The organism is Streptomyces sp. NPDC005728, assembly GCF_040630895.1.
Lineage (GTDB): Bacteria > Actinomycetota > Actinomycetes > Streptomycetales > Streptomycetaceae > Streptomyces.
Genome location: NZ_JBEXYL010000022.1, coordinates 12,226 through 33,526 on the forward strand (window position 1 = coordinate 12,226; position 21,301 = coordinate 33,526).

Annotated in this window: 22 protein-coding genes and 1 tRNA gene; 15 read left to right on the forward strand and 8 right to left on the reverse strand. The window is 72.5% G+C overall.

Annotation, left to right across the window (positions count from 1 at the left end; translation table 11 throughout):
* Window positions 1-11: 11 nt before the first annotated feature.
* Entirely contained in the window at window positions 12-1,190 is a 1,179-nt protein-coding gene (locus ABZ471_RS17090) for a Glu/Leu/Phe/Val dehydrogenase dimerization domain-containing protein (protein WP_359067200.1), read from the reverse strand.
* Window positions 1,191-1,371: 181 nt separating this feature from the next.
* Between ABZ471_RS17090 and ABZ471_RS17095 the strand changes: the two genes are divergently transcribed.
* The 13 genes from ABZ471_RS17095 to ABZ471_RS17155 all read left to right on the forward strand — a co-directional run bounded on the left by ABZ471_RS17095 (window position 1,372) and on the right by ABZ471_RS17155 (window position 13,745).
* A complete protein-coding gene (locus tag ABZ471_RS17095; protein WP_359067202.1) occupies window positions 1,372-2,565 on the forward strand; it encodes an MBL fold metallo-hydrolase in 1,194 nt (397 codons plus the stop codon).
* 429 nt (window positions 2,566-2,994) lie between these two features.
* The gene (locus ABZ471_RS17100) at window positions 2,995-5,301 is read left to right on the forward strand and encodes an ATP-binding protein (protein ID WP_359067204.1); all 2,307 of its coding nucleotides are present in this window, start codon (window positions 2,995-2,997) and stop codon (window positions 5,299-5,301) included.
* A gap of 77 nt (window positions 5,302-5,378) precedes the next feature.
* Window positions 5,379-5,813 (forward strand): roadblock/LC7 domain-containing protein, encoded by a 435-nt coding sequence (locus tag ABZ471_RS17105; protein ID WP_359067206.1) that lies wholly within the window; start codon window positions 5,379-5,381, stop codon window positions 5,811-5,813.
* 2 nt (window positions 5,814-5,815) lie between these two features.
* Window positions 5,816-6,187 carry a DUF742 domain-containing protein gene (locus tag ABZ471_RS17110; protein ID WP_359067208.1) on the forward strand — a complete coding sequence of 124 codons (372 nt, stop codon included), beginning with the start codon at window positions 5,816-5,818 and terminating at the stop codon, window positions 6,185-6,187.
* A complete protein-coding gene (locus ABZ471_RS17115; RefSeq protein WP_359067210.1) occupies window positions 6,165-6,764 on the forward strand; it encodes an ATP/GTP-binding protein in 600 nt (199 codons plus the stop codon). The genes ABZ471_RS17110 and ABZ471_RS17115 overlap by 23 nt, the downstream gene beginning before the upstream one ends.
* 61 nt (window positions 6,765-6,825) lie before the next feature.
* On the forward strand, window positions 6,826-7,401 hold the full coding sequence (locus ABZ471_RS17120; RefSeq protein ID WP_359067212.1) for a GAF domain-containing protein: 576 nt from the start codon (window positions 6,826-6,828) through the stop codon (window positions 7,399-7,401).
* Between the two features lie 190 nt (window positions 7,402-7,591).
* Window positions 7,592-8,620: an L-threonine 3-dehydrogenase gene (tdh, locus tag ABZ471_RS17125; RefSeq protein WP_359067214.1), complete on the forward strand. Its 1,029-nt coding sequence runs from the start codon at window positions 7,592-7,594 to the stop codon at window positions 8,618-8,620.
* 27 nt (window positions 8,621-8,647) lie between these two features.
* On the forward strand, window positions 8,648-9,841 hold the full coding sequence (locus tag ABZ471_RS17130) for a glycine C-acetyltransferase (RefSeq protein WP_359067216.1): 1,194 nt from the start codon (window positions 8,648-8,650) through the stop codon (window positions 9,839-9,841).
* 56 nt (window positions 9,842-9,897) lie between these two features.
* Complete coding sequence (locus ABZ471_RS17135) at window positions 9,898-10,803, forward strand: LysR family transcriptional regulator (RefSeq protein WP_359067218.1); 906 nt, start codon at window positions 9,898-9,900, stop codon at window positions 10,801-10,803.
* Window positions 10,804-10,849: 46 nt separating this feature from the next.
* Window positions 10,850-11,422, forward strand: a complete 573-nt coding sequence (locus ABZ471_RS17140) for a helix-turn-helix domain-containing protein (RefSeq protein WP_359067220.1) — start codon at window positions 10,850-10,852, stop codon at window positions 11,420-11,422.
* The gene (locus tag ABZ471_RS17145) at window positions 11,419-11,949 is read left to right on the forward strand and encodes a GNAT family N-acetyltransferase (RefSeq protein ID WP_359067222.1); all 531 of its coding nucleotides are present in this window, start codon (window positions 11,419-11,421) and stop codon (window positions 11,947-11,949) included. Before ABZ471_RS17140 ends, ABZ471_RS17145 begins: the two co-directional genes overlap by 4 nt.
* A gap of 62 nt (window positions 11,950-12,011) precedes the next feature.
* Entirely contained in the window at window positions 12,012-12,371 is a 360-nt protein-coding gene (locus ABZ471_RS17150) for an MmcQ/YjbR family DNA-binding protein (protein ID WP_359067224.1), read from the forward strand.
* Between the two features lie 81 nt (window positions 12,372-12,452).
* On the forward strand, window positions 12,453-13,745 hold the full coding sequence (locus ABZ471_RS17155; protein ID WP_359067226.1) for an MFS transporter: 1,293 nt from the start codon (window positions 12,453-12,455) through the stop codon (window positions 13,743-13,745).
* A gap of 55 nt (window positions 13,746-13,800) precedes the next feature.
* Here the strand turns inward: ABZ471_RS17155 and ABZ471_RS17160 are convergent, their stop codons facing one another.
* Window positions 13,801-14,721 (reverse strand): transketolase, encoded by a 921-nt coding sequence (locus tag ABZ471_RS17160; protein ID WP_359067228.1) that lies wholly within the window; start codon window positions 14,719-14,721, stop codon window positions 13,801-13,803.
* A gap of 53 nt (window positions 14,722-14,774) precedes the next feature.
* Entirely contained in the window at window positions 14,775-15,482 is a 708-nt protein-coding gene (locus ABZ471_RS17165; protein ID WP_359067230.1) for a transketolase, read from the reverse strand.
* Between the two features lie 123 nt (window positions 15,483-15,605).
* Between ABZ471_RS17165 and ABZ471_RS17170 the strand changes: the two genes are divergently transcribed.
* Window positions 15,606-15,682: transfer RNA gene (locus tag ABZ471_RS17170), tRNA-Pro, on the forward strand.
* Between the two features lie 28 nt (window positions 15,683-15,710).
* On the opposite strand, the gene ABZ471_RS17175 is transcribed toward ABZ471_RS17170, so the two are convergent.
* The 3 genes from ABZ471_RS17175 to ABZ471_RS17185 form a co-directional block, all read right to left on the reverse strand.
* Window positions 15,711-16,742: an MASE1 domain-containing protein gene (locus ABZ471_RS17175; protein ID WP_359067232.1), complete on the reverse strand. Its 1,032-nt coding sequence runs from the start codon at window positions 16,740-16,742 to the stop codon at window positions 15,711-15,713.
* 84 nt (window positions 16,743-16,826) lie between these two features.
* On the reverse strand, window positions 16,827-18,179 hold the full coding sequence (locus tag ABZ471_RS17180; protein WP_359067234.1) for a GAF domain-containing SpoIIE family protein phosphatase: 1,353 nt from the start codon (window positions 18,177-18,179) through the stop codon (window positions 16,827-16,829).
* 145 nt (window positions 18,180-18,324) lie between these two features.
* The gene (locus ABZ471_RS17185; protein WP_359067236.1) at window positions 18,325-18,888 is read right to left on the reverse strand and encodes a hypothetical protein; all 564 of its coding nucleotides are present in this window, start codon (window positions 18,886-18,888) and stop codon (window positions 18,325-18,327) included.
* A gap of 122 nt (window positions 18,889-19,010) precedes the next feature.
* Here ABZ471_RS17185 and ABZ471_RS17190 point away from each other — a divergent pair, with 122 nt between their 5' ends.
* The gene (locus tag ABZ471_RS17190) at window positions 19,011-19,526 is read left to right on the forward strand and encodes a PadR family transcriptional regulator (RefSeq protein ID WP_359067238.1); all 516 of its coding nucleotides are present in this window, start codon (window positions 19,011-19,013) and stop codon (window positions 19,524-19,526) included.
* Window positions 19,527-19,573: 47 nt separating this feature from the next.
* On the opposite strand, the gene ABZ471_RS17195 is transcribed toward ABZ471_RS17190, so the two are convergent.
* Both ABZ471_RS17195 and ABZ471_RS17200 read right to left on the reverse strand, forming a co-directional pair.
* Window positions 19,574-20,101, reverse strand: coding sequence for an NUDIX hydrolase family protein (locus tag ABZ471_RS17195; RefSeq protein WP_359067397.1), 528 nt, complete (start codon window positions 20,099-20,101; stop codon window positions 19,574-19,576).
* A 42-nt stretch (window positions 20,102-20,143) separates the two neighbouring features.
* Window positions 20,144-21,301 carry an amidohydrolase family protein gene (locus ABZ471_RS17200; protein WP_359067240.1) on the reverse strand — a complete coding sequence of 386 codons (1,158 nt, stop codon included), beginning with the start codon at window positions 21,299-21,301 and terminating at the stop codon, window positions 20,144-20,146.

Sequence of the window (21,301 nt, forward strand, 5' to 3'; positions counted from 1 at the left end):
CCCGGCCCCCGTCAGCGGTACCACCCGAAGCGCTCCGCGATCACCGGGAGGCGGTCCGTCACCAGGGCGTGGGCGGCGGCGCGCGGGGTCGTCGCGTCGGTCTCGGCCCGGGTGAGCATCAGGCCGACCAGGGCGCGCATCGAGCGGCGGATGTGCGCGAACGCCTCGTCGGCGTCCGGGCCGATGTCGCCGAACAGCGTCCACCACCACCAGGCGTTCGTGGCGGAGTTCACCACCACGTCCGGCAGCACGGTCACCCCGCGCGCGGCCAGCAGCGCCTCCGCCTCGGGCAGGACGGGCATGTTGGCGGCCTCGACGATCCAGCGGGCGGTGATCCGCTCCTGCTCGGCGGTGCCGATCGCGTACGACACCGCCGCCGGCACCAGCACCTCCGCGTCGGCGGACAGCCACGCGTCACCGGGCAGTTCCCGGTCGCCGGGGCGCAGCACCGAGCGGTCGACGGTGCCGTACGCGTCCCGCGCGGCCAGCAGCGTCTCGACGTCCAGACCCTCCGGGTTGGCGAGGGTCCCCTTGATGTCGGCCACGGCCACCACGGTGAGCCCCGCGCGCGCGAGGAAGCGGGCCGTGGCCCCGCCCATCGTGCCCAGGCCCTGCACCGCCACCCGGGTGCCCCGGTACGGCACCGACGCCCGGTCGAGGGCCGCCAGCACCGACTCGGCGACCCCGCAGCCGCCCGCCAGCTCGTCCAGGCCGATCCCGTCGACCTCGACCGCGAAGGCGTCCGAGAGTCGCGTCCGGGCCGCCGTCTCGTCGTCCAGCAGCGGGTACACGGCCTGGACGGAAGAGACGAGGCCCGCCTCGGCGGCCGCGCGGTCCACCAGGTCCTGGGAGAGGCCCAGGTCCTCACCGGTGGTCCAGAGACTCTCGATGTACGGCCGCATGGCACGCAGGTAGCGCACGAGCAGCCCGTACGCCTCCGGGGCCTGCGGATCGCAGTCGATGCCGCCCTTGGCGCCGCCCAGGGGGACGTAGCGGCCCTCGGGGTTGTAGTGCAGGGCCTCCTTCATCGTCATGCCGCGGGCGAGCCCGGCGACCTCCTCCAGAGTGCAGCCGGGCCGCATCCGCAGCCCGCCGCTGGCCACGCCGCGCACCAGCCGGTCGACGACCAGGAAACCCCGGCGGCCGGTGATGTGGTCGGTCCAGACGAGCGACATCAGGGGGGCGGTCATGGGATCTCCCGGTGACGATTACTGAATCGTGAGTCAGTATTCGGAGGGGGCGGGGGACGTGTCAACGTGCGGAATCGGTGTCAGCACCGTGTGCCGGACGCCCGGCTGTGACGCACCCGCGCCGGACTGTCGGAGGGGCCGACCATAATGGACGGCCTCAGCGACTCCACCTGGAGGTACCGTGACCGGTTTGCGTTCCCAGAGCTTCGGGCTCGGCGTGCTTCAGCCCGAGGCCTTCGGCGCGGAACCGCGCGGTGAGCGCCTCACCCGCATCCGCCGCTCCCCCCACTTCAAGGACGGCGTCTTCCAGAACCCCGGCGGCACCGCCCGCACCCGGCCCGCCGGCTCCATGGTGGACTTCGCCAAGGTGTTCTTCGACAAGGACATCAGGCCCCTGCGCGCCCCGCGCGGCACCGTCCCGGTGCACGCCACCACCCTGGCCGACCTCGCCAAACCGCCCGTCACGGGTCTGCGGGTCACCTGGATGGGCCACTCCAGCGTGCTCGTGGAGATCGACGGGCACCGCGTCCTGTTCGACCCCGTCTGGGGCCAGCGCTGCTCCCCGTTCCCCTTCGCCGGGCCCAAGCGGCTGCACCCCGTGCCGCTGCCGCTGGCCGCGCTGGGCCCGGTCGACGTGGTGGTCATCTCGCACGACCACTACGACCACCTGGACATGCCCACGATCAAGGGGCTGGCCGGCACGGACACCGTGTTCGCCGTACCGCTCGGTGTCGGCGCCCACCTCGAGCACTGGGGCGTGTCCCCGGACCGGCTGCGCGAGCTCGACTGGCACGAGTCCGCCAAGATCGGCGGACTCACTCTCACCGCCACCCCGGCCCGCCACTTCTGCGGCCGCGGCCTGCGCAACACCCAGCACACCCTGTGGGCGTCCTGGGTGGTCGCCGGCGAGGAGCACCGGATCTACCACAGCGGTGACACCGGCTACTTCGAGGGCTTCACGGAGATCGGCGCGGACCACGGCCTGTTCGACGCCACGATGATCCAGATCGGCGCGTACAGCGAGTTCTGGCCCGACATCCACATGACTCCCGAGGAAGGCCTGCGTGCTCACCTCGACCTCCAGGGCGGTGTCCCGCACGGCGTGCTGCTGCCGATCCACTGGGGCACCTTCAACCTCGCCCCGCACGCCTGGGCCGAACCCGGCGAGTGGACCAAGGACGCCGCCGAGGAGGCCGGCCAGGCGGTGGCACTGCCCCGCCCGGGCGAGCCCTTCGAGCCTGCCGGTGACCTCCCGGTGCAGCCCTGGTGGCGGACCGTGTCGAGCCCCATCGCGCGACCGTGGCGTCGGCCGAAGCCGGTGGAGGCCCCCGCCGAGGAGCGGGCGGGCGATCTCGACTTCGCGGGTGACCGCTGACGTCGACCGCACGCAGCCCGGCGCACGAGGAAGTGTGACGGGCCGGGCTGCCGCCTTGAGTCAAGGCCAAGGCCAATACTCTGTGTGACATTTCCGCCGTGTGGACTGCCGGCGGCGCGGGCGGCTCGGGTGGCCCGGTGACAGCGGCGGGCGGACCCCGGTCGGGTGACGGGTGCGCGCGGCGGGGTCGGGAGGGGCGTGAACCCCCAGATCCCTTCACCTTTTGACTGACCGCTTTTGACCAGGTCGTATCGATCTTTTTCGGGTTGGTCGAACCGATGCTGCACGGTTATCGGTCTGTCGTACGAAGCCTCATACCAGAGCGGGACCCTCTCCGGGTGACTTTGTCAACTGCCCACCGCACATGATGCGCAGGCGACTACTGTGAGTGTCCGGATGGCAGCCCGACGGACCAGTACGAGGACGCAGATGTCTCACCTCCGTGCACCGGCCGCCCGCGCCGACCGCCGTGAGGGCGGACGGCACGGACGACCGGTCGCCCGACCCGCTCCCGCACTGCCCGAGACGCACATACGGCCCCAGCTCATGCGACTCGCCGTGCTCCCGCCCGTCGCGGTCGCGCTCAGCGCCAGCGCGGCGGTGCTGTTCAGCATCCGCTCCACCGGCACACGCCCCGGCCTCACCTTGTGGGCCGTGCTCGCCGGAGCGGTCGCGGTGACCGTCGCGGGCATCCTGATCGCCGCCGTCGCCGCGGACCGCGCCGCCCGCGTGGTGAGCGAGCGCCTCGGCGCCCTGCGGCGCAGCGCCGCCCGGGGCGAGGCCGATCTGCGTGCCCTCGTCGAGGCACTGCGCCGCGGCGAGACCCCGCCGCAGCGGGGGCAGCGCCGTCGGCCGCCCGGGGACGCCGACGACTTCGAGCTGCTCGCCGCCGACCTCGCCCGCGCGTACGACGGCGCCGTCACCGCCGTCGTGCAAGCCGCCCAGCTCTCCAGCCAGGCGGGCAGCGAGCAGAAGCTCGAGGTCTTCGTCAACCTCGCGCGGCGGCTCCAGTCCTTGGTGCACCGGGAGATCTCGATCCTCGACGACCTCGAGAACGAGATCGAGGACCCCGACCTGCTCAAGGGTCTCTTCCACGTCGACCACCTGGCCACCCGCATCCGGCGGCACGCCGAGAACCTCGCCGTGCTCGGCGGCGCCGTCTCCCGCCGGCAGTGGAGCAACCCGGTGAGCATGACCGAGGTGCTGCGCTCCGCCATCGCCGAGGTCGAGCAGTACTCCCGGGTCAAGCTGGTGCCGCCCATCGACGGCGAACTGCGCGGCCACGCCGTGGCCGACGTCATCCACCTGCTCGCCGAACTCGTCGAGAACGCCACGGTGTTCTCCGCCCCGCACACCCAGGTGCTGCTCCGCGCCAACCTCGTCACCTCCGGGCTCGCCGTGGAGGTCGAGGACCGCGGACTCGGCATGCCGGTCGGCGAGCAGAACAAGATGAACGCACTGCTCGCCGACCCCGACCAGGTCAACGTCGCGAGCCTGCTGGCCGACGGCCGTATCGGTCTCTACGTCGTCTCCCAGCTCGCCCGGCGCCATGGCATCACCGTGCGGCTGCAGACCAACATCTACGGCGGTGTGCAGGCCGTACTCGTGGTCCCGCAGGCCCTGTTGGGTTCGGTGCCCGCGCAGGCACCGGCGGTCCACGGATCCGTGTCCCCGTCCCAGGTCCCGGCGGCGACCGGACAGTTGGCGGTGGCCTCACCCCAACTCCCGCATGGCTCTGGGGTGGTTCAGTCCGGCAACAGGGTCCCGGACCGGAGCGGGGGAACAGCAGGATCGCTCGCCGGAGCGCGGGGTGCCGCCGCAGACGCCGGGGCCGCGGAGAGCCGACCGGGAGCCGAGGCCGGAGCGCGCCTGGGCGGCAACGCCGGTGCGAGCGGTGCAGGCGGTGCAGGGGCCGAGGAGCGGGCCGGCGGGCAGGGCGGGGCCGGACAGGGCCAGGCCGGCGGTCGGCGGCGGCACGCGCAGCGCGGGTCCGGACGGAGCGGCGCCGCCAGGGGCGAGGGTGTCCCGAACGGGGGCGCGGAGAGCGGGCGTACGCACGAGGCGGGCTCACCGCCACCGCTCCCCGTGCGCGGCTCCCATGAGCAGCGGGCCAACCCGGCCGAGGCCCTGCCCGGCATCAGCGCGGAGGACCGGCCCGCGGTCGAGGCCCACGCCGGCACCCTGCCCGTCCCGCGCAGCGGCGCGGTCCGCGGCACCATGGGCAAGCCCCAACTGCCCCGCCGACGGGCCCAGGAGCACATCGTTCCCCAACTGCGCGGCGGCCCGGCTCCCCGCCAGGACGGCGACGTCGTCGCAGGGCACGACCCCGGCCTGATGGCGGCCTTCCAGCGCGGGATCGGGCTCGCCGAGGCACAGCAGAACATGGAGTCGGCGTACGGGGATTCGCCGAGTGCGGACTTCACACACAGGGCGCCTGGACACATGGATTCCGCGCCTATGGATTCCGCGTACATGGAGTCTGCGCACATGGAGTCCGCGTACATGGACTCCCGGAACGCGGGCTCCGCGGGCCCGGCGCACAGGGCACCGGCCACGGCCTCGCCCCAGGTGGGCCCAACACATGGCGACAGGGGCCCCCTGGGCGCCGACTCCATGGGCGCGAACCCCATAGGCGGGCCGAACCCCCTGGCCCCAGCGCCCATACCCCACACGCACGCCCACGCGCCCGCATCCGAGGGCATCGGCCGGTCCGACGGGAGCGCACCGGCCGGATGACCACCCTCATCAGTCCCGTACTCACCCCCACCCCCAGCGCTCCCGTAGACGTTCGTACCTCAAGGAGTCGATCCACCATGGCCAGCGATGCGCCGACCGCCCAGGTATCCGACCTCGACTGGCTGCTGAGCGGCCTCGTGCAGCGCGTACCGCACACCTCCAGCGCGGTGCTCCTGTCCTGCGACGGACTGGTGAAGTCCGTGCACGGCCTCGATGCCGACAGCGCCGACCACATGGCGGCCCTGGCCTCGGGCCTGTACTCCCTCGGCCGCAGCGCGGGCGTCCGGTTCGGTGACGGCGGGGACGTCCGTCAGGTCGTCGTCGAACTCGACTCGACGCTGCTGTTCGTCACCACCGCCGGCTCCGGGACCTGCCTCGCCGTGCTCGCCGGCCGCGAGGCCGACGCCGCCGTGCTGGGTTACGAGATGGCGATGCTGGTCAAGAGCGTCCGCCCGTACCTGGTGACCGCACCCCGGCAGCACGCCGTCGATTCCACGGCGATGAGGCCTTGACCGTGGCCGCAGCCGGCGACGGACCGTGGCTCGACGACGCGGCCGGGCGGCTGGTGCGCCCGTTCACGGTGAGCAACGGCCGCACCAAGCCCAGCATCGCCCTCGATCTGATGTCGCAGGTGATGGTCACCGGCGTCACCCCGCTCGGCTACCTCGGCCCCGAGCACGCCCAGGCACTCGACCTGTGCCGGGCGCCCGTCTCGGTGGCCGAGGTGGCCGCGCATCTGAAACTGCCCGCCGTGGTCACCAAGGTGCTGCTCTCGGACCTCGTCGACTGCGGGGCGCTGACCACCAAGCCCCCCGCGTTCCACCACAACCCCACTGACCGGTCTCTGCTGGAGGCAGTGCTCGATGGACTACGACGACAGCTCTGACCCGTTCCCGACCGCCCTCAAGATCCTGGTGGCGGGCGGGTTCGGGGTCGGCAAGACCACCTTCGTGGGAGCGGTCAGCGAGATCGCCCCGCTCAGCACCGAGGAACTGCTCACCACGGTCAGCGCCGCCACGGACAACCTCGACGGCATCGAGAACAAGGTCGAGACGACGGTCGCCATGGACTTCGGCCGGATCACCCTCGATCCGGAGCACGTCCTGTACCTGTTCGGCACGCCGGGGCAGGAGCGGTTCTGGTTCATGTGGGACGAGCTGTCGGAAGGGGCGCTCGGCGCGGTCATCCTCGCCGACACCCGCCGCCTGGAGGAGTGCTTCGCGGCGGTGGACTTCTTCGAGGAGCGCGGCCTCGCCTTCATCGTCGCCGTCAACGAGTTCGACGGCGGCTTCCGCTACGACCCGGAGGAGGTGCGCGCGGCCCTCGACCTCGACCCGGGGATCCCGGTCGTCCGCTGCGACGCCCGCATCTCCAGCTCCGGTGTGCAGACCCTGCTCACTCTCGTACGCCACCTCATCGCCCACGCCCCCGCGCCGACACCGAGCCACGGCGCCCACATGTGACCCAGCCACACCTCCCATGGAGCCGCCCCATGAGACACGCCCACAGCGCCGGAGCCCGGCCATGAGCTACGAGCCGTCCCGTCCGGTCCGGGGTCTGCTGCTCACCCCCGAGGACAAGGAGGCCCCCGCCCGCATCTGCAGACTGCACAGACTCGGCCTGGGGCAGCGGCCCGAACCCGCCCTGGACGCCTTCGCGGACCATCTCGCCCGGCTCACGGGGGCGCCGTACGCCATGGTCAACTTCATCGGTGAGGACCACCAGTTCTTCGCGGGCCTGTGCATCCCGCTGACGGCGCCGGTGGTCCGGGAGGACGGCAGCAGGCCCGAGGTGGGGCGTGTCATGCCGCGTGACCATGGCTTCTGCCCCCATGTGGTGGTCCGCCGAAAGGCCCTGGTGCTGGAGGACGTCCGCGACTATCCCCGCTTCGCCGGCAATCCGGTCGTGGACGAGTACGGCATCCGCTCGTATCTCGGCGCCCCGCTCATCGACAGCTCCGGCATGCCGCTCGGCACCGTGTGCGCCGCCGACGTCGCGCCCCGGGCCTGGGGGCGGACGGGGCTGGAGACCATCAAGGCACTGGCCGCCGAACTCGCCGTACGCATCGAACGGTCCGCGGACGACGGGCTGCCGATCTGAGGCGTTCCAGGGACGGGACGCGGTGTGGATCCGGGAGGCGTGAAGGAAAGCTGAGGCGGTGGTTAAGAAAAGCTCGATGGACCCCGGCCCGCGCATACGGCAGATTGCAGGGTGATTCCACCCCTCTGACCCGGTGCGGGCTTCTTCGGCATGCCTGTGGTCGGGACCTCACCCCCAGGGAGCCGTACCGATGAAGGCGCTGGTCAAGGAGAAGGCGGAGCCCGGGCTCTGGCTCGCGGACGTACCCGAGCCCGTCATCGGCCCCGGTGATGTGCTGATCAAGGTCATGCGGACCGGTATCTGCGGCACCGACCTGCACATCCGGGCCTGGGACGGCTGGGCTCAGCAGGCCATCCGCACGCCGCTCGTGCTCGGGCACGAGTTCGTCGGCCAGGTCGTGGAGATCGGCCGGGACGTCGCCGACATCCGGGTCGGCGACCGGGTCAGCGGCGAGGGCCACCTGGTGTGCGGCAAGTGCCGCAACTGTCTGGCCGGCCGCCGCCACCTGTGCCGGGCCACCGTCGGTCTCGGCGTCGGCCGGGACGGCGCCTTCGCCGAGTACGTCGCGCTGCCCGCCTCCAACGTCTGGGTGCACCGCATCCCCGTCGACCTGGACGTCGCCGCGATCTTCGACCCGTTCGGCAACGCCGTGCACACCGCGCTGTCCTTCCCGCTGGTCGGCGAGGACGTCCTGATCACCGGCGCGGGCCCGATCGGCCTGATGGCCGCCGCCGTGGCCCGGCACGCCGGCGCCCGCAACGTCGTCATCACCGACGTCAGCGAGGAGCGACTGGACCTCGCCCGCAAGATCGGCGTCAGCCTCGCCCTGAACGTCTCCCGGACCTCGATCGCCGACGGCCAGCGGGAGCTGGGCCTCCGCGAGGGCTTCGACATCGGCCTGGAGATGTCCGGGCGGGCCGAGGCCATGCGGGACATGATCGCCAACATGACGCACGGCGGCCGGATCGCCATGCTCGGCCTGCCGTCCCAGGAATTCGCGGTGGACTGGGCCCGGATCGTCACCTCGATGATCACCATCAAGGGCATCTACGGCCGGGAGATGTTCGAGACCTGGTACGCGATGTCGGTCCTGCTGGAGGGCGGCCTGGACCTCGCCCCCGTGATCACCGGCCGGTACGGCTACCGCGACTTCGAGGCGGCCTTCGCCGACGCGGCGAGCGGCACGGGCGGCAAGGTCATCCTCGACTGGACTGCGTAACTCTCGTACAGCTTTAGGAGCTTCCTCATGTTCACCTCTGTCCGTGACGACCTGCGCGCCACCCTCGACGAGATCCGTGCCGCCGGTCTGCACAAGCCCGAGCGGGTCATCGGCAGCCCGCAGTCCGCGACCGTCAACGTCACCGCCGGCGGCCGCCCCGGCGAGGTCCTCAACTTCTGCGCCAACAACTACCTCGGCCTCGCCGACCACCCCGAGGTGATCGCGGCCGCCCACGAGGCGCTGGACCGCTGGGGCTACGGCATGGCCTCCGTGCGCTTCATCTGCGGCACCCAGGACGTGCACAAGGAGCTGGAGGCGCGGCTGTCCGCGTTCCTCGGCCAGGAGGACACGATCCTGTACTCCTCCTGCTTCGACGCCAACGGCGGTGTCTTCGAGACCTTGCTCGGCGAGGAGGACGCGGTGATCTCCGACGCCCTCAACCACGCCTCCATCATCGACGGCATCCGCCTGTCCAAGGCCCGCCGCTTCCGCTACGCCAACCGGGACCTCGCGGACCTGGAGGCCAGGCTCAAGGAGGCGCAGGACGCGCGCCGCCGTCTGATCGTCACCGACGGCGTCTTCTCCATGGACGGCTACGTGGCCCCGCTCGGCGAGATCTGCGACCTCGCCGACCGCTACGACGCGATGGTCATGGTCGACGACTCGCACGCCGTCGGTTTCGTCGGCCCCGGCGGTCGCGGCACCCCCGAGCTGCACGGCGTCATGGACCGCGTCGACATCATCACCGGCACCCTCGGCAAGGCGCTCGGCGGCGCCTCCGGCGGCTACGTCGCCGCCCGCGCCGAGATCGTCGCCCTGCTGCGCCAGCGCTCCCGCCCGTACCTGTTCTCCAACACCCTCGCGCCCGTGATCGCCGCCGCCTCGCTGAAGGTCCTCGACCTGCTGGAGTCGGCCGACGACCTGCGCGTGCGGCTCGCCGAGAACACCGCGCTGTTCCGCAGCCGGATGACCGAGGAGGGCTTCGACATCCTTCCCGGCGACCACGCCATCGCGCCCGTCATGATCGGCGATGCGGCCAAGGCGGCCCGCCTGGCGGAACTGCTGCTGGAGCGGGGCGTGTACGTGATCGGCTTCTCCTATCCGGTCGTCCCGCAGGGCCAGGCCCGTATCCGGGTCCAGCTGTCCGCCGCGCACTCCACCGAGGACGTCAACCGTGCCGTGGACGCGTTCGTGGCAGCCCGGGCGGAGCTGGAGGCCTGATCGGCGCGGCCGGGTCGAGCCCCGGCCGCCGCGGACGGCTTGAGATAATTGCTCGCATGATCGAAGCGCGGCGGCTCCACATCCTCCGTGCGGTGGCCGACCACCGCACGGTCACGGCGGCGGCAGCCGCGCTCTATCTCACCCCGTCCGCCGTCTCCCAGCAGCTGACGGCCCTGGAGCAGGAGACCGGCCACCGCCTGGTCGAGCGCAGCGCCAAGGGCGTCCGGCTCACCCCGGCCGGCGAGATCCTGCTCAGCCACACCAACGCGGTGCTCGCGCAGCTGGAGCGGGCCGAGGCGGAACTGGCCGCCTACGGTTCGGGGGAGGCCGGGACGGTCACCGTGGCAGCCTTCGCGACGGGCATCGCCCAGGTGGTGGCGCCCGCCGTGGCCCGCCTCTCGGCCTCGGCGCCCGGCATACGCATCCGCGTCCAGGACGCCGAGGGCGACGCCAGCCTGCCCATGGTCCTGGACCGGCAGGTGGATGTCGCCGTCGCCGTCGAGTACCGCGGCGCCCCGCCCGCCGACGACCCCCGGCTCACCCACGTGCCGCTGTACGCCGAGCCGTTCGACGCGGTCGTACCGGTCTGCCACCGTCTCGCCGACGCCCCCGAGGTGCCGCTCGCCGAGCTGGCCAAGGACGTGTGGATCGGCCCGTACCCCGGCAACCCGTGCCACGACGTGGTCGTCCTCGCCTGCGAGAGCGCCGGGTTCCAGCCCCGCCTCGAACACTCCTCCGATGACTTCCGCGCCGTCGTCGCCCTGGCCTCGGCCGACGCCGGCGTGGCCCTCGTGCCGCGCTCGGCCCTGCGCGGCATGGACCTCACCGGTGTGGTCGTCAGGCCCGTCGACGGCGTGGCCCCCACCCGCAGGGTCTTCGCGGCCGTACGGCGCGGAGCCGAGGGACACCCGCTGATCCGCCAGGTGCTGGAGGCCCTGGGGGAGGCGGCGGTGCAGGCGTGAGCCTTCCGTAACAAGGCCGTCTCATATGCGGGATAGCGTGCCGGATATGAGAATCGAAGGTCCCGACCCCGTCGACGCCCGGATCGGTGCCCGGCTGGCCGCCCTGCGGGCCGAGCACGGCTGGTCCCTGGGCGAGCTGGCCGAGCGCAGCTCGGTGAGCAGGTCGACCCTGTCCCGGGCCGAGCGCGCCGAGATCAGCACCACCGCGGCCCTCCTCAACCGCCTGTGCCATGTCTACGGACGCACCATGTCCCAGCTGCTCAGCGAGGTCGAGGCCGAGCCCGCCCCGCTGGTACGGGCGGCCGAGCAGCAGGTGTGGCAGGACCGCGCCTCCGGTTTCGTCCGCCGGTCCGTGTCCCCGCCGCACGCCGGCCTGCGCGGCGAACTGGTCGAGGGCCGGCTCACCCCGGGCGCCGACATCGCGTACGACCGCCCGCCCGTGCCCGGCCTGGAGCAGCACCTGTGGGTCCTCGACGGCGCGCTGGAGGTGACCGTCGGCGACACGGGCCACCGCCTCGACGCCGGCGACTGCCTGCGGATGCGCGTCTTCGGACCGACGAGGTTCCGCTGCGCCGGACCCGAAGAGGCGCGCTATGTGCTGGCGGTGGTCCGGCCATGAGGGTGCTGCGCTGGAGCGACGCTCAAGTGCGGGACGGCAGCGCCGAGTTGGCCGATCTGCTGGCCGAGACCGTGGCCGGGGGCGCCTCCGTCGGCTTCCTCGCACCGCTCGGGCGGGCCGAGGCAGCCGCCTGGTGGCGGGAGCGAGCCGGCGCGGTGGCGGCCGGCCGGCTGGCGGTGTGGGTGGCCGTGGACGGCACCGACCGCGTCGCGGGCACGGTGAGCCTGACCCTGCCCGACAAGCCGAACAGCCGCCACCGCGCCGAACTCGTGAAGCTGATGGTGCACCGCTCCGCGCGCGGGCAGGGCCTCGGCCGCAGGCTCCTCACCACAGCCGAGCACGCGGCCGCCGCCACCGGCATCACCCTCCTCCACCTGGACACCGAGACCGGCAGCCCCGCCGAGCACCTGTACCGCTCGGCCGGCTGGACCGCGGCCGGCACCATCCCCGACTACGCGGCGGACCCGTCCGGCACGCTTCGCCCGACGACCCTCTACTACAAGCGGGTGGGTCCCCTCGCCCGGTGACCGCCGGGGCAGCAGGGCCGGCGGCGGGGTGACTGTCAGTGGCAGGGGCTACCGTGCGTGGCATGCCGGATGCCGAAGACGTACGCCGAATCGCCCTGTCCCTGCCGGACACCACGGAGAAGGTCGCCTGGAGCATGCCCACGTTCCGGGTGGCCGGGAAGATGTTCGCCACGCTCCCGGAGGACGAGACGTCCATCGCCGTGCGCTGTCCGAAGGAGGAGCGCGACGAACTGGTCATGGCCGAGCCGAGGAAGTTCTGGATCGCCGGCCACGAGGCCCAGTTCGCCTGGGTGAGAGCGAGACTCGCCGCCCTGGAGGGCGAGGGCGAGCTGCGCGACATCCTCGCCGACTCCTGGCGCCAGGCCGCCCCGCCCCGACTCCTGGACGCCTACCCCGAGTTGGGCCTGCCCGGCGGCCGCTGAAAACCCCTCGGCGGGCACGGGGACGGCGTGGCATGATCCCGCGCGGCGGGTATGCCCGGGGGCAGGCAGGGGAGTGCAGGAGTGACCGGTACGGACGCACGGCGAGACCTTGTTGCCCGGGCCGGGCGCAGGACCGGCGCCGGTCCCGCGGCCCCGGCCGTCTGGTCGCGGGACTTCGGCCTCTTCTTCGTCGCCCGGGCCGTCGCCCGCCTCGGCGACACCATGCTGCCCGTGGCCCTCGCCGCCGGTCTGCTGGAGCACGGGTACGGTGTGGGTGCGGTCGGCCTCGCCATGGCCTCCACGGCCGCCGCCTTCGCCGGACTCGTCGTCTTCGGCGGGGTGATCGCGGACCGGTTCAGCACCCGCAGGCTGATGATCGGCGCCGACCTGGTCCGGCTCGTCGCCCAGTCCCTCGCCGCCGGCCTGTTCTTCGCCGGGCAGGTGGTCCTGTGGCAGATCTGCGTCATCGGTGTCGTCAACGGTGTGGCCGGTGCCGTCTTCCAGCCGGGGGTGGCCAGTACGGTGCCCCGGCTCGCCACCGACGTCCAGGGCGCCAACGGAGCCGTCCGCATCGCCGAGTCGGCCGCGCAGCTCGCGGGCCCGGCCGTCGCCGGCCTCCTGGTCGGCTTCGCCTCGCCCGGCGGTGTGTTCGCCGCACACGCCGCCACCTACGCCGTCAGCGCGCTGTGCCTGCTGCTGCTCAGACTGCCCCCGCTTCCCGAGGGCGCCCGCACCACCGGTCCCGGCCTGCGCGCCTTCCGGGCCGACCTGGTCGAAGGCTGGCGGGAGTTCCGGTCGCGGACCTGGCTGTGGGGCGTGATCGCGGTGTGGTGCGTGTACATGATCGCCGTATGGGGGCCGACGGTCCCGCTGGTGGCCACCGAGGTGGTCCAGCAGCACGGTCCCCGCGCCTACGGCCTGGTCAACTCGGCCCTCGGCGCCGGCACGGTCGTCGGCGGCCTGCTCGCCCTCAGACTGCGCCCCCGCCGCATGCTGCGGGCCGGCGCGTTCGCCCTGTTCGCCTTCTTCGGCTTCCCGGCGGCCGTCGGCGCCGGACTCGGCGTGCCGGCCATGGCGGCCGGGGCGGCGGTGGCCGGGGCCGGACTGTCGTTCTGGGGCGTGATGTGGGCGACCAGCGTGCAGACCCAGGTGCCGTCCGACGTCCTCAACCGCATCCACGCCTACGACGTGGCCGGCTCCCTCGCGATGATGCCCGTGGGCCAGGCCCTCGCGGGCCCCGCGGCCGGCGCCCTGGGCGCCGATCACGTCCTCCTGGTGTCCGCCGCGACCAGCCTGGCCGTGGCGGCGGCCCTGCTCGCGGTCCCCGCGATACGGGGGCTGGTGCGGGCCGACGGCCAGGCGCACACGCACTGAAGCAGGGGGCCGGGAGCGCGTAGCCGCCGGCCGCGCCCTGAGCCGTCCGTACGGGTCAAGCCCGTACGGACGCCCGCCCCACGCCCACGAACCCGCCGATCCGCTCCCGCAGGCTCCGTGCGTCGAGACCGTGCGCGGCCACGTGCTCCTCGATCGTGCCGTACCGCCGCAGCTCACGGCGGCCGACGCCGAGCGCGAGCACCCGGTGCGGCACATCGGCCAGGGCCTCGCTCACGGCGGCCGTCGACGTCCCCGCGAGGTACGGCTCCACGAGCACGACGTCCGTGCCCGCCGCCTCCGTGGCCCGGCGCAGCCCGGCCGCGTCGAGGGGCCGCACGGTCGTCGCGTACAGCACGGTCACGTCCAGGTCCTGCGTGGCGGCGAGCACCGCGTCCAGCACCGGCCCGACGGCGACGACCACACCGGCGCGCCCCTCGCGGACCGTGCGGAAGTGCTCCCCGTCGACCGCAAGCCCCTGCCGGTTGGCCTGCACGCTGAGCCGGACGTACACCTTGTCGTCCCCCGCGGCGACCGCGCGCCGCAGCAGCGTCTCGGCCTCGTCGGGATGCCCGGGGACGTGTACGGTCCAGCCGTCCAGGGTGTCGAGCAGCGCCACGTCGCCGGGCGCCATGTGGGTGTAGCCGCCGGCCGGCCAGTCGAAGGAGGCGGACGCGCTCACCAGCACCGCCCCGGTGTCCTGGTGCCCGAAGTCCAGTTTGACCTGCTCGAAGGGCCGCTCCACGAGGAAACTGGCGAAGGTGTGCACGACCGGCCTGAGCCCGGTGAGCGCCAGTCCGGCGGCCGACCCCACCAGCAGCTGCTCGCGGATGCCGACGTTGATCACCCGGTCCGGATGCCGGCGCAGGGCCTCGGCGAAGCCGTCCTTGCCGATCTCGGCGAGGACGACCGCGACCCGCGGGTCCTCGTCCAGCAGCCGGGAGACGACAGGGGCGAAACGGTCACGCATGGTGTCCATGACGATGGACCTTTCACTGGGTTTCTTGCGTTCCACGGAACGGACGGGAGGGATCAGGCGCTCTTCGGCTCGACACGGGCGACGACCACGTGCGGGCGCCCCGGATGCGGGGCGGTGAACGCGGCGTACAGGGCCTCGTGGTCCCGCCCGTCGACGGTCACCGCGGACCAGCCCGCGGCCTCGAACCGGGCCGCGATCCCGCCGGGCCGGGCGTGGCTGGCGGAGGAGTTGTCGATCACCACGGTGTGCAGCCGCTCGAGCCCGGCGGGCCCGGCGAAGGCGATCGCCTCGTGGTTGCTGCCCTCGTCCAGTTCGGCGTCCCCGATCAGCACCCACACGCCCGGCTCGTGCAACCCCTGTGCGCGCAGCCCCAGGGCCGTGCCCACCGCGATCGGCAGCCCGTGCCCGAGCGACCCGCTGCCGATCTCGGCACCCGGCACCAGCACCCGGTCGGGGTGATGCCCGAGCGGGGAGTCGTACGCCCCGAACCCCGGCAGCCAGTCGACGGGGACGAAACCCTTCGCGGCCAGCACCGCGTAGTACGCCATCGGCCCGTGCCCCTTGCTCAGCAGGAACCGGTCCCGGGCGGGGTCCTCCCGCCGCTCCGGCGTGACCCGGAGCACCCGGTCGTACAGCACCCACAACACGTCGAGGGTGGAGGTGGCGGCGGGGCCGTGCTTCTCGTCGCCCGTCATCAGCCCCATGAGCCGGGGCAGGTCGGCATAGCCGTGGGCGCGGCTCTCGGCCGCTGTGATCTTCATGCCGAGATCGTGCAACCTCAACCAAGCTTGAGGTCAACCGGAAACGGGTGCGCGACCACCGACCCGAGTGCGGTATTGTTTCCCTGCGCGTTTCGACCGGGGAAACCCCAGGTCAAACGGCACCGGGACGTGGCGCAGCTTGGTAGCGCACTTGACTGGGGGTCAAGGGGTCGCAGGTTCAAATCCTGTCGTCCCGACCAGCTTCAACGCCGGTCGGAGGCCGTCTTCTCAGGAATGAGAGGGCGGCCTTTCTCGTGTCCGGGGCTCTCCCACCGCCTTCGCGGGATCCTCCCCGTCGGCGCGCAGCGCGCGGTGCTCGCCGGTGGCGATCCTGGCCACCATCCCGGCGATCTGGGTGCAGGCGCGCGCGATCTCCCGCTGGGTCTGGTTCCGCTCGCTGACCACGGTCGCGAGGAGCAGCGCGGTCAGCGCGGCAGAACCGTTGAACGCCTGGAGGGTGATCATGTTGGTGAGCAGGTCGCGACCGGCGAACGGGCCTGCCCTCTGGCCGGCGGTGATGATCGCGAAGGTCGACACGGCCAGTGCGCAGGGCGCGGCCCCGGCCAGCTGGAAACGGAAGGCCGCCCAGATCAGCAGCGGGAAACCGAGGAACAGAAGGGGCGCGTGACCGGTCTCGACGAAGCCGACGGCGGCCGTGGCCGCCACCAGCAGCAGCCCCTCCACCCATCGGAACACCGGAACGTTCCTCGGCGGGCGGGCCGAGCGGAGGAGGAGCAGGAACGGCGTCACCACCAGCACACCCATCGCGTCACCGGTCCACCAGACCGACCAGGTCGGCCAGAAGTCCCCGGTGCTCAGAACACCCGAGAGCATCAGGGTCCCGGTTCCTGTCGTCGCACTGACCAGCATCCCGGTGAGCGCACCGAGAAAGACCAGCGCGAGCGCGTCCCGCAATCGGTCCAGTTCGTTGTGGAACCCCGTACGGCGGAGCAGCGCGTAGGAGCAGACGGGCGCGAGGGTGTTTCCCGCCGCGATCGCGAGCACGGCCAGGAGCGACGGCCCCAGGGACACGTTCACCAGGAACGCGCCGAGTGCGATCCCGGGCCAGGCCCGCAGGCCGAGCAGGAGCAGGCTCGCCACCGCGATACCGCTGGGCGGCCACAGCGGGGTGACCTGGCCCCGCACCAGCTGCTGGAGGAGTCCCGCCTTGGCCGAGCCGAAATACAGCGCGGCGATGACTCCCACCTCCAGAGCGGTCAACCCACCGCGCCGGAGTTGCTCACGCCGCACGACTGTCATCGGGCGACCTCCGTGTCGACCTCGCCCCGAAGCCCATCATCCGTCGGGTTCCCCGGATCCTCCACGGCAGCGGTGCGCCCGGGGTCAGGCGTGCGGGGTGCGCAGCGCGACGATGGCCATGTCGTCGTGCCCGTCGCTGGGGTGGTGATCGGCCAGTGCCTGGACCAACTCCGGCAGCGGCAGGGCGGCATGGGCCGCGGCCAGCTCGGCCAGCTGGTTCAGACTCTCGTCGATGGAGTGGTCGGGATGTTCGACCAGGCCGTCGGTGAAGAAGACCACGGTGGCGGCCGGGGGCAGGGGCCGGGAGTGGTCGGGGCGTGGCTGCGTGGTGTCGACGCCGAGCGGCAGTCCGGGCTCGGCGAACAGGTACTCCACTCGGCGTTCCCGGGTGATCAGCAGCGGCGGGACATGGCCGGCGGTGCTCCAGTGGAGCCGCCAGCCGGACCCCTCCGGTTCGATGCGGGCCAGCGTGGTGGTCGTGACGGGATTGTTCGTGATGGCCTCCAGGGCGCGGTCGAGCTGGGCGAGGACCGCGCCGGGTGGTCGGCTCTGGTCGAACAGCAGCGCCCGCAGCATGTTCCGGGTGGAGGCCATGGCGGCCGCGGCCCGCAGATCGTGGCCGACCACGTCACCGATGACCACCGCCACGACGTCGTCGGGCAGCGGGATGGCGTCGTACCAGTCCCCGCCCAGCTGGCTGGGCTCGGCGGCCGGCCGGTAGACGGCGGCGGCGGTGAAGGGCCGCAGATCGGGCAGGGTGGGCAGCAGAAGCCGCTGGAACTGCTCGGCTCCGACCCGCACCCGCTCGAACAGGCGGACGTTCTCGATGGCGATGCCGGCGGCGCTGGCCAGGGCGACGACGACGTTCTCGTCGTGGATGTCGAAGGGCTGTCCGTCGAGTCGCTCGGAGAGGTAGAGGTCGCCGTAGATCTCGCCGCGCACGGTGATGGCGACGCCGAGCAGGGTGCGCAGGCGCGGATGGCCCGGCGGGAACCCGGCAGAGGACGGATGGGCCGGGATGTCGTCGACCCGCAGGGGGTCGGGATGGTGGATCAGATGACCGAGTACACCCCGACCGCGAGGCAGGCCGGTCTCGGCCAGAGCTGCGCGCTCCTGCTCGGACAGGCCGACCGGGATGAACTGCTGCAGGCCCTCGCCGGACTCGCCGAGTACGCCGAGGGCCCCGTAGCGGGCGCCGACCAGATCCATGGCGGTGGTCACGATCCGGTGCAGCACCCCGGGCAGTTCCACCTCACGGGTGATCGCCACCACCGCGTCCAGCAGGCCCTGGAGGCGGTGCATGGCGGAGAGCAGGTCGCGCAACTGCTCGTCGATCCGGCCCAGCTCGGAACGCAGGCGCACGTGCAGTTCGGGGAGGTGCGGCTGCCGCGGCTCGCCCCGTCCCTTCCCTCCGCTCCCCTCCTTGCCTCCCTCCATCACGAGCGCCTGGTCGCGTGGTGCATTCCGGACTCCTGACACGATCCCGATCAAGTCGAGACCACAGCGTGGCACGGTGGATCCGGACAGACCGCCATTGCTCCACAAGCGGCACGCCACACCCGCTCAGCTGCGCCGGCCGTCGTCAGCCCGTGGCCGACATCCGTGCGTAGCGCGCCTGCATGATCTTCGGGTACCGGGCGGTGAACACGGCCGGCGCCGCGAAGCCCAGCACCTGGATCGTGATCTTGAGACCCGTGCCGGCGCCGGCCAGGCCGCAGGCCGTCAGGGCGATGGCGGTCAGGGTGAAGGCCGCCGCCCAGGCCGCCGTGATGACGACGTTGATGCGCAGGAACTGCGGGGTGTGCCAGAACTTCTCCGGAGTCGTACGGCGGGCGATGCCGAGGGTGAAGGGCCGGCGCAGGGCGAGAGTGGCCCAGGAGGTCACCGCCAGCCAGGCGAAGGACAGGGCCCCGCCGTAGTGGGAGACGGAGGAGTGCGGGGCGGCGAAGGCCACCGCGGTCAGGGCGACGAAGAAGACGGCCGTGCTGCACTCGAGGATCAGCGCGTCCGGGGCCATGCCCGCCCTGAGGTTCACCGCTATCAGGGCCAGGCCCGTGACCAGGCCGGCCAGGGCGCTCCACTGCCAGCCGAGCGGCGAGAGGCAGGCGTAGACGATCCAGGGGGCGAAGCCGCGCAGGTAGTGCATTGCAGACCCCTCCGAGGGGTGAGGACCGGATCCGGTGTGGTGATCCGACGATATTCCACTACTGACATGTCGAAGTTAAGAGGTTGGATGCGACATGTCAATGGTGGAGTTACGGTGGGGGTATGAGTCTTCGCCACGCACTCCTCGGCCTGCTGGCCGACCGTTCCGCCAGCGGCTACGACCTCATGAAGCTCTTCGACACGTCGTTGGCCCACGTCTGGCCTGCCACGCAGAGTCAGATGTACGGGGAGCTGAACCGGCTCGCGGAGGCCGGACGCGTCGAAGTCTCGGCCGAGGGCCCGCGCCGCCGCAAGGAGTACACGATCACCGCACAGGGGCGTAAGGAGCTGGACGACTGGCTGACGGCGCCCACACAACAGTCGCCGCGTCGCAACGAGTTGCTGCTGAAGGTGTTCTTCCTGAACCTGGCCACGCCGGAGCAGGCCCGCGCGATCCTCGCCGAGCGGGAGGGGAGGGCCACCGCCGACCACGAGCGGCTCGCGGCGCTGCGGACCGCCCTGGAGAGCGAGGACGGACCGCTGACCGTCAACGGACGCATCGCCCTGGAGTACGGACTGCGCTGGGCCGAGATGGAGCGGGACTGGGCCCGCTGGGCCACCGGGCAGCTGGAGAGGTGACGGCCGCTGCCCTTGCCGCCTGACCGCCGGCAGCAAGGGCACGGGCGTCAGGACACGACGCCGACGTGGGCGAGGGCCTGCTTCAGCAGCACCCCGTGCCCGCCCGGCATCTCGCCCTGCACGGCCTCCGAAGCGGCCTCCTGCGGGCTGAACCACACCAGGTCCAGCGCGTCCTGCCGGGGCCGGCAGTCGCCGGTCACCGGGACGACGTAGGCGAGGGACACCGCGTGCTGGCGCGGGTCGTGGTACGGCGTGATGCCGGACGTCGGGAAGTACTCCGCGACCGTGAACGGCTGCAGGGAGGCCGGCACCCGGGGCAGCGCGACCGGGCCGAGGTCCTTCTCCAGATGGCGCAGCAGCGCGTCGCGGACCCGCTCGTGGTGCAGGACGCGGCCGGAGACCAGGGTCCGGCTGACCGTTCCGTCCGGGCCGATACGCAGCAGCAGTCCGATGCTCGTGACTTCGCCGCTGTCGTCCACGCGGACGGGCACGGCCTCGACGTACAGGATCGGCATCCGGGCCCTGGCCATTTCCAGCTCGTCCGTGGTCAGCCAGCCGGGCGTGGTTTCGGTCATGTCAGACATTGCTTGATCATACTTTCCGGGTGGGGCGCCCGCTCAGTCGCGGGACGGATCGTTTGCGGGCAGTCCGTACAGTCGGCGGGCGTTGTCGCGGCCCGTCCAGGCCGCGATGCGCAGGGCGTCGGGCAGGCTCAACTCGTCGGCGTCCATCCGGGCTTGCAGCAATTCGGCCAATCCCTTCCGGAAGGACAGTGCGCCCAGGTGGTGGAACTCGGCCACACCATAGGCGTCCGAGCTGTACAGCAGTTTGCGGAACGGGGTGATCTCCAGTGCCTCCTCCAGCACCGCCCGGGAGCGGGCCGGACCGGTGTAGTGCAGGGCCAGGCCGACGTCCAGGTACACGTGCTCGAACACCGTGGCCAGGAAGGCGGCCTGCCGCTGGTACGGCCAGCAGTGCAGCAGCAGCACCGGGACCGTGCCGGCCGTCAGGTGCAGCCAGTCCGTGAGCAGGGCGGGGTCGGCGCGGTGCAGCCGTACGTCGGCGTCGCCGAAACCGGTGTGGAGCTGGAGCGGCAGGCCCAGCTCGACGGCCGTCCACAGCAGATGCCGTACGAGGACCGGGTCGGTCAGGCGCCCGCCGTCCGCGAGCCGGCGCCGGGCCGCGTCTGCCACCTCCGCCTCCGTGGGGCGCTCGGGGGCGAGCGCGAAGCCGGTGCGGTAGGCGGCCACCGACTTCACCGCGACCACGCCGGGCCGTCGTACGGCCTCCTCGGCGGCAGCCCGGAACCGGGCCGCGTACTCGCCCGCCTCCACGCCCCGCGCGGCCACGGCCTCGGCGACCTGCTCCAGCCGTACGACCTCGAAGGCGGCGGCGCCCGCGGCCGCGGCGAGTCCGGCGGGGGAGGTGACGGGGTGCGGGGCGTAGCCGGTGTCGACGCAGAAGGCCTCGGCGCCCGCGGCGGTCAGGAAGCGGCGGTTGACCTCGCGCCAGCCGAGGGCGGAGCGCCGGGCCAGGTAGTCGGCGGCGGGCGCGTGCCGGGGCAGGTCCAGCAGGGGTGCGCAGTGGCGGCGGACGGCCACGCCGACCGGGCTGTCGAAGGTCGACATTCCCGGCCAGGCCCCACCCTCGGTGATCAGCGACTCGAACTCCTCGGGCGCGAGGTCGGCCGTCACGGCGCCGTGGCAGTGGTGGTCGACCAGCGGCAGCGCGGCGAGAGCCTCGTGGACCGGGCCGACCGGGCCGGGGGCGGGCAT

What these genes read in the sequence shown, in the direction of transcription:
- ABZ471_RS17150 (WP_359067224.1), top strand. Translation starts at nt 12,012, where the DNA reads ATGCCGGATGCCGAAGACGTACGCCGAATCGCCCTGTCCCTGCCGGAC.
- tdh (WP_359067214.1), top strand. Translation starts at nt 7,592, where the DNA reads ATGAAGGCGCTGGTCAAGGAGAAGGCGGAGCCCGGGCTCTGGCTCGCG.
- ABZ471_RS17115 (WP_359067210.1), top strand. Translation starts at nt 6,165, where the DNA reads ATGGACTACGACGACAGCTCTGACCCGTTCCCGACCGCCCTCAAGATC.
- ABZ471_RS17130 (WP_359067216.1), top strand. Translation starts at nt 8,648, where the DNA reads ATGTTCACCTCTGTCCGTGACGACCTGCGCGCCACCCTCGACGAGATC.
- ABZ471_RS17160 (WP_359067228.1), bottom strand. Translation starts at nt 14,721, where the DNA reads ATGGACACCATGCGTGACCGTTTCGCCCCTGTCGTCTCCCGGCTGCTG.
- ABZ471_RS17190 (WP_359067238.1), top strand. Translation starts at nt 19,011, where the DNA reads ATGAGTCTTCGCCACGCACTCCTCGGCCTGCTGGCCGACCGTTCCGCC.
- ABZ471_RS17195 (WP_359067397.1), bottom strand. Translation starts at nt 20,101, where the DNA reads ATGACCGAAACCACGCCCGGCTGGCTGACCACGGACGAGCTGGAAATG.
- ABZ471_RS17135 (WP_359067218.1), top strand. Translation starts at nt 9,898, where the DNA reads ATGATCGAAGCGCGGCGGCTCCACATCCTCCGTGCGGTGGCCGACCAC.
- ABZ471_RS17145 (WP_359067222.1), top strand. Translation starts at nt 11,419, where the DNA reads ATGAGGGTGCTGCGCTGGAGCGACGCTCAAGTGCGGGACGGCAGCGCC.
- ABZ471_RS17105 (WP_359067206.1), top strand. Translation starts at nt 5,379, where the DNA reads ATGGCCAGCGATGCGCCGACCGCCCAGGTATCCGACCTCGACTGGCTG.
- ABZ471_RS17100 (WP_359067204.1), top strand. Translation starts at nt 2,995, where the DNA reads ATGTCTCACCTCCGTGCACCGGCCGCCCGCGCCGACCGCCGTGAGGGC.
- ABZ471_RS17185 (WP_359067236.1), bottom strand. Translation starts at nt 18,888, where the DNA reads ATGCACTACCTGCGCGGCTTCGCCCCCTGGATCGTCTACGCCTGCCTC.
- ABZ471_RS17165 (WP_359067230.1), bottom strand. Translation starts at nt 15,482, where the DNA reads ATGAAGATCACAGCGGCCGAGAGCCGCGCCCACGGCTATGCCGACCTG.
- ABZ471_RS17090 (WP_359067200.1), bottom strand. Translation starts at nt 1,190, where the DNA reads ATGACCGCCCCCCTGATGTCGCTCGTCTGGACCGACCACATCACCGGC.
- ABZ471_RS17180 (WP_359067234.1), bottom strand. Translation starts at nt 18,179, where the DNA reads ATGGAGGGAGGCAAGGAGGGGAGCGGAGGGAAGGGACGGGGCGAGCCG.
- ABZ471_RS17200 (WP_359067240.1), bottom strand. Translation starts at nt 21,301, where the DNA reads ATGCCCGCCCCCGGCCCGGTCGGCCCGGTCCACGAGGCTCTCGCCGCG.
- ABZ471_RS17120 (WP_359067212.1), top strand. Translation starts at nt 6,826, where the DNA reads ATGAGCTACGAGCCGTCCCGTCCGGTCCGGGGTCTGCTGCTCACCCCC.
- ABZ471_RS17175 (WP_359067232.1), bottom strand. Translation starts at nt 16,742, where the DNA reads ATGACAGTCGTGCGGCGTGAGCAACTCCGGCGCGGTGGGTTGACCGCT.
- ABZ471_RS17140 (WP_359067220.1), top strand. Translation starts at nt 10,850, where the DNA reads ATGAGAATCGAAGGTCCCGACCCCGTCGACGCCCGGATCGGTGCCCGG.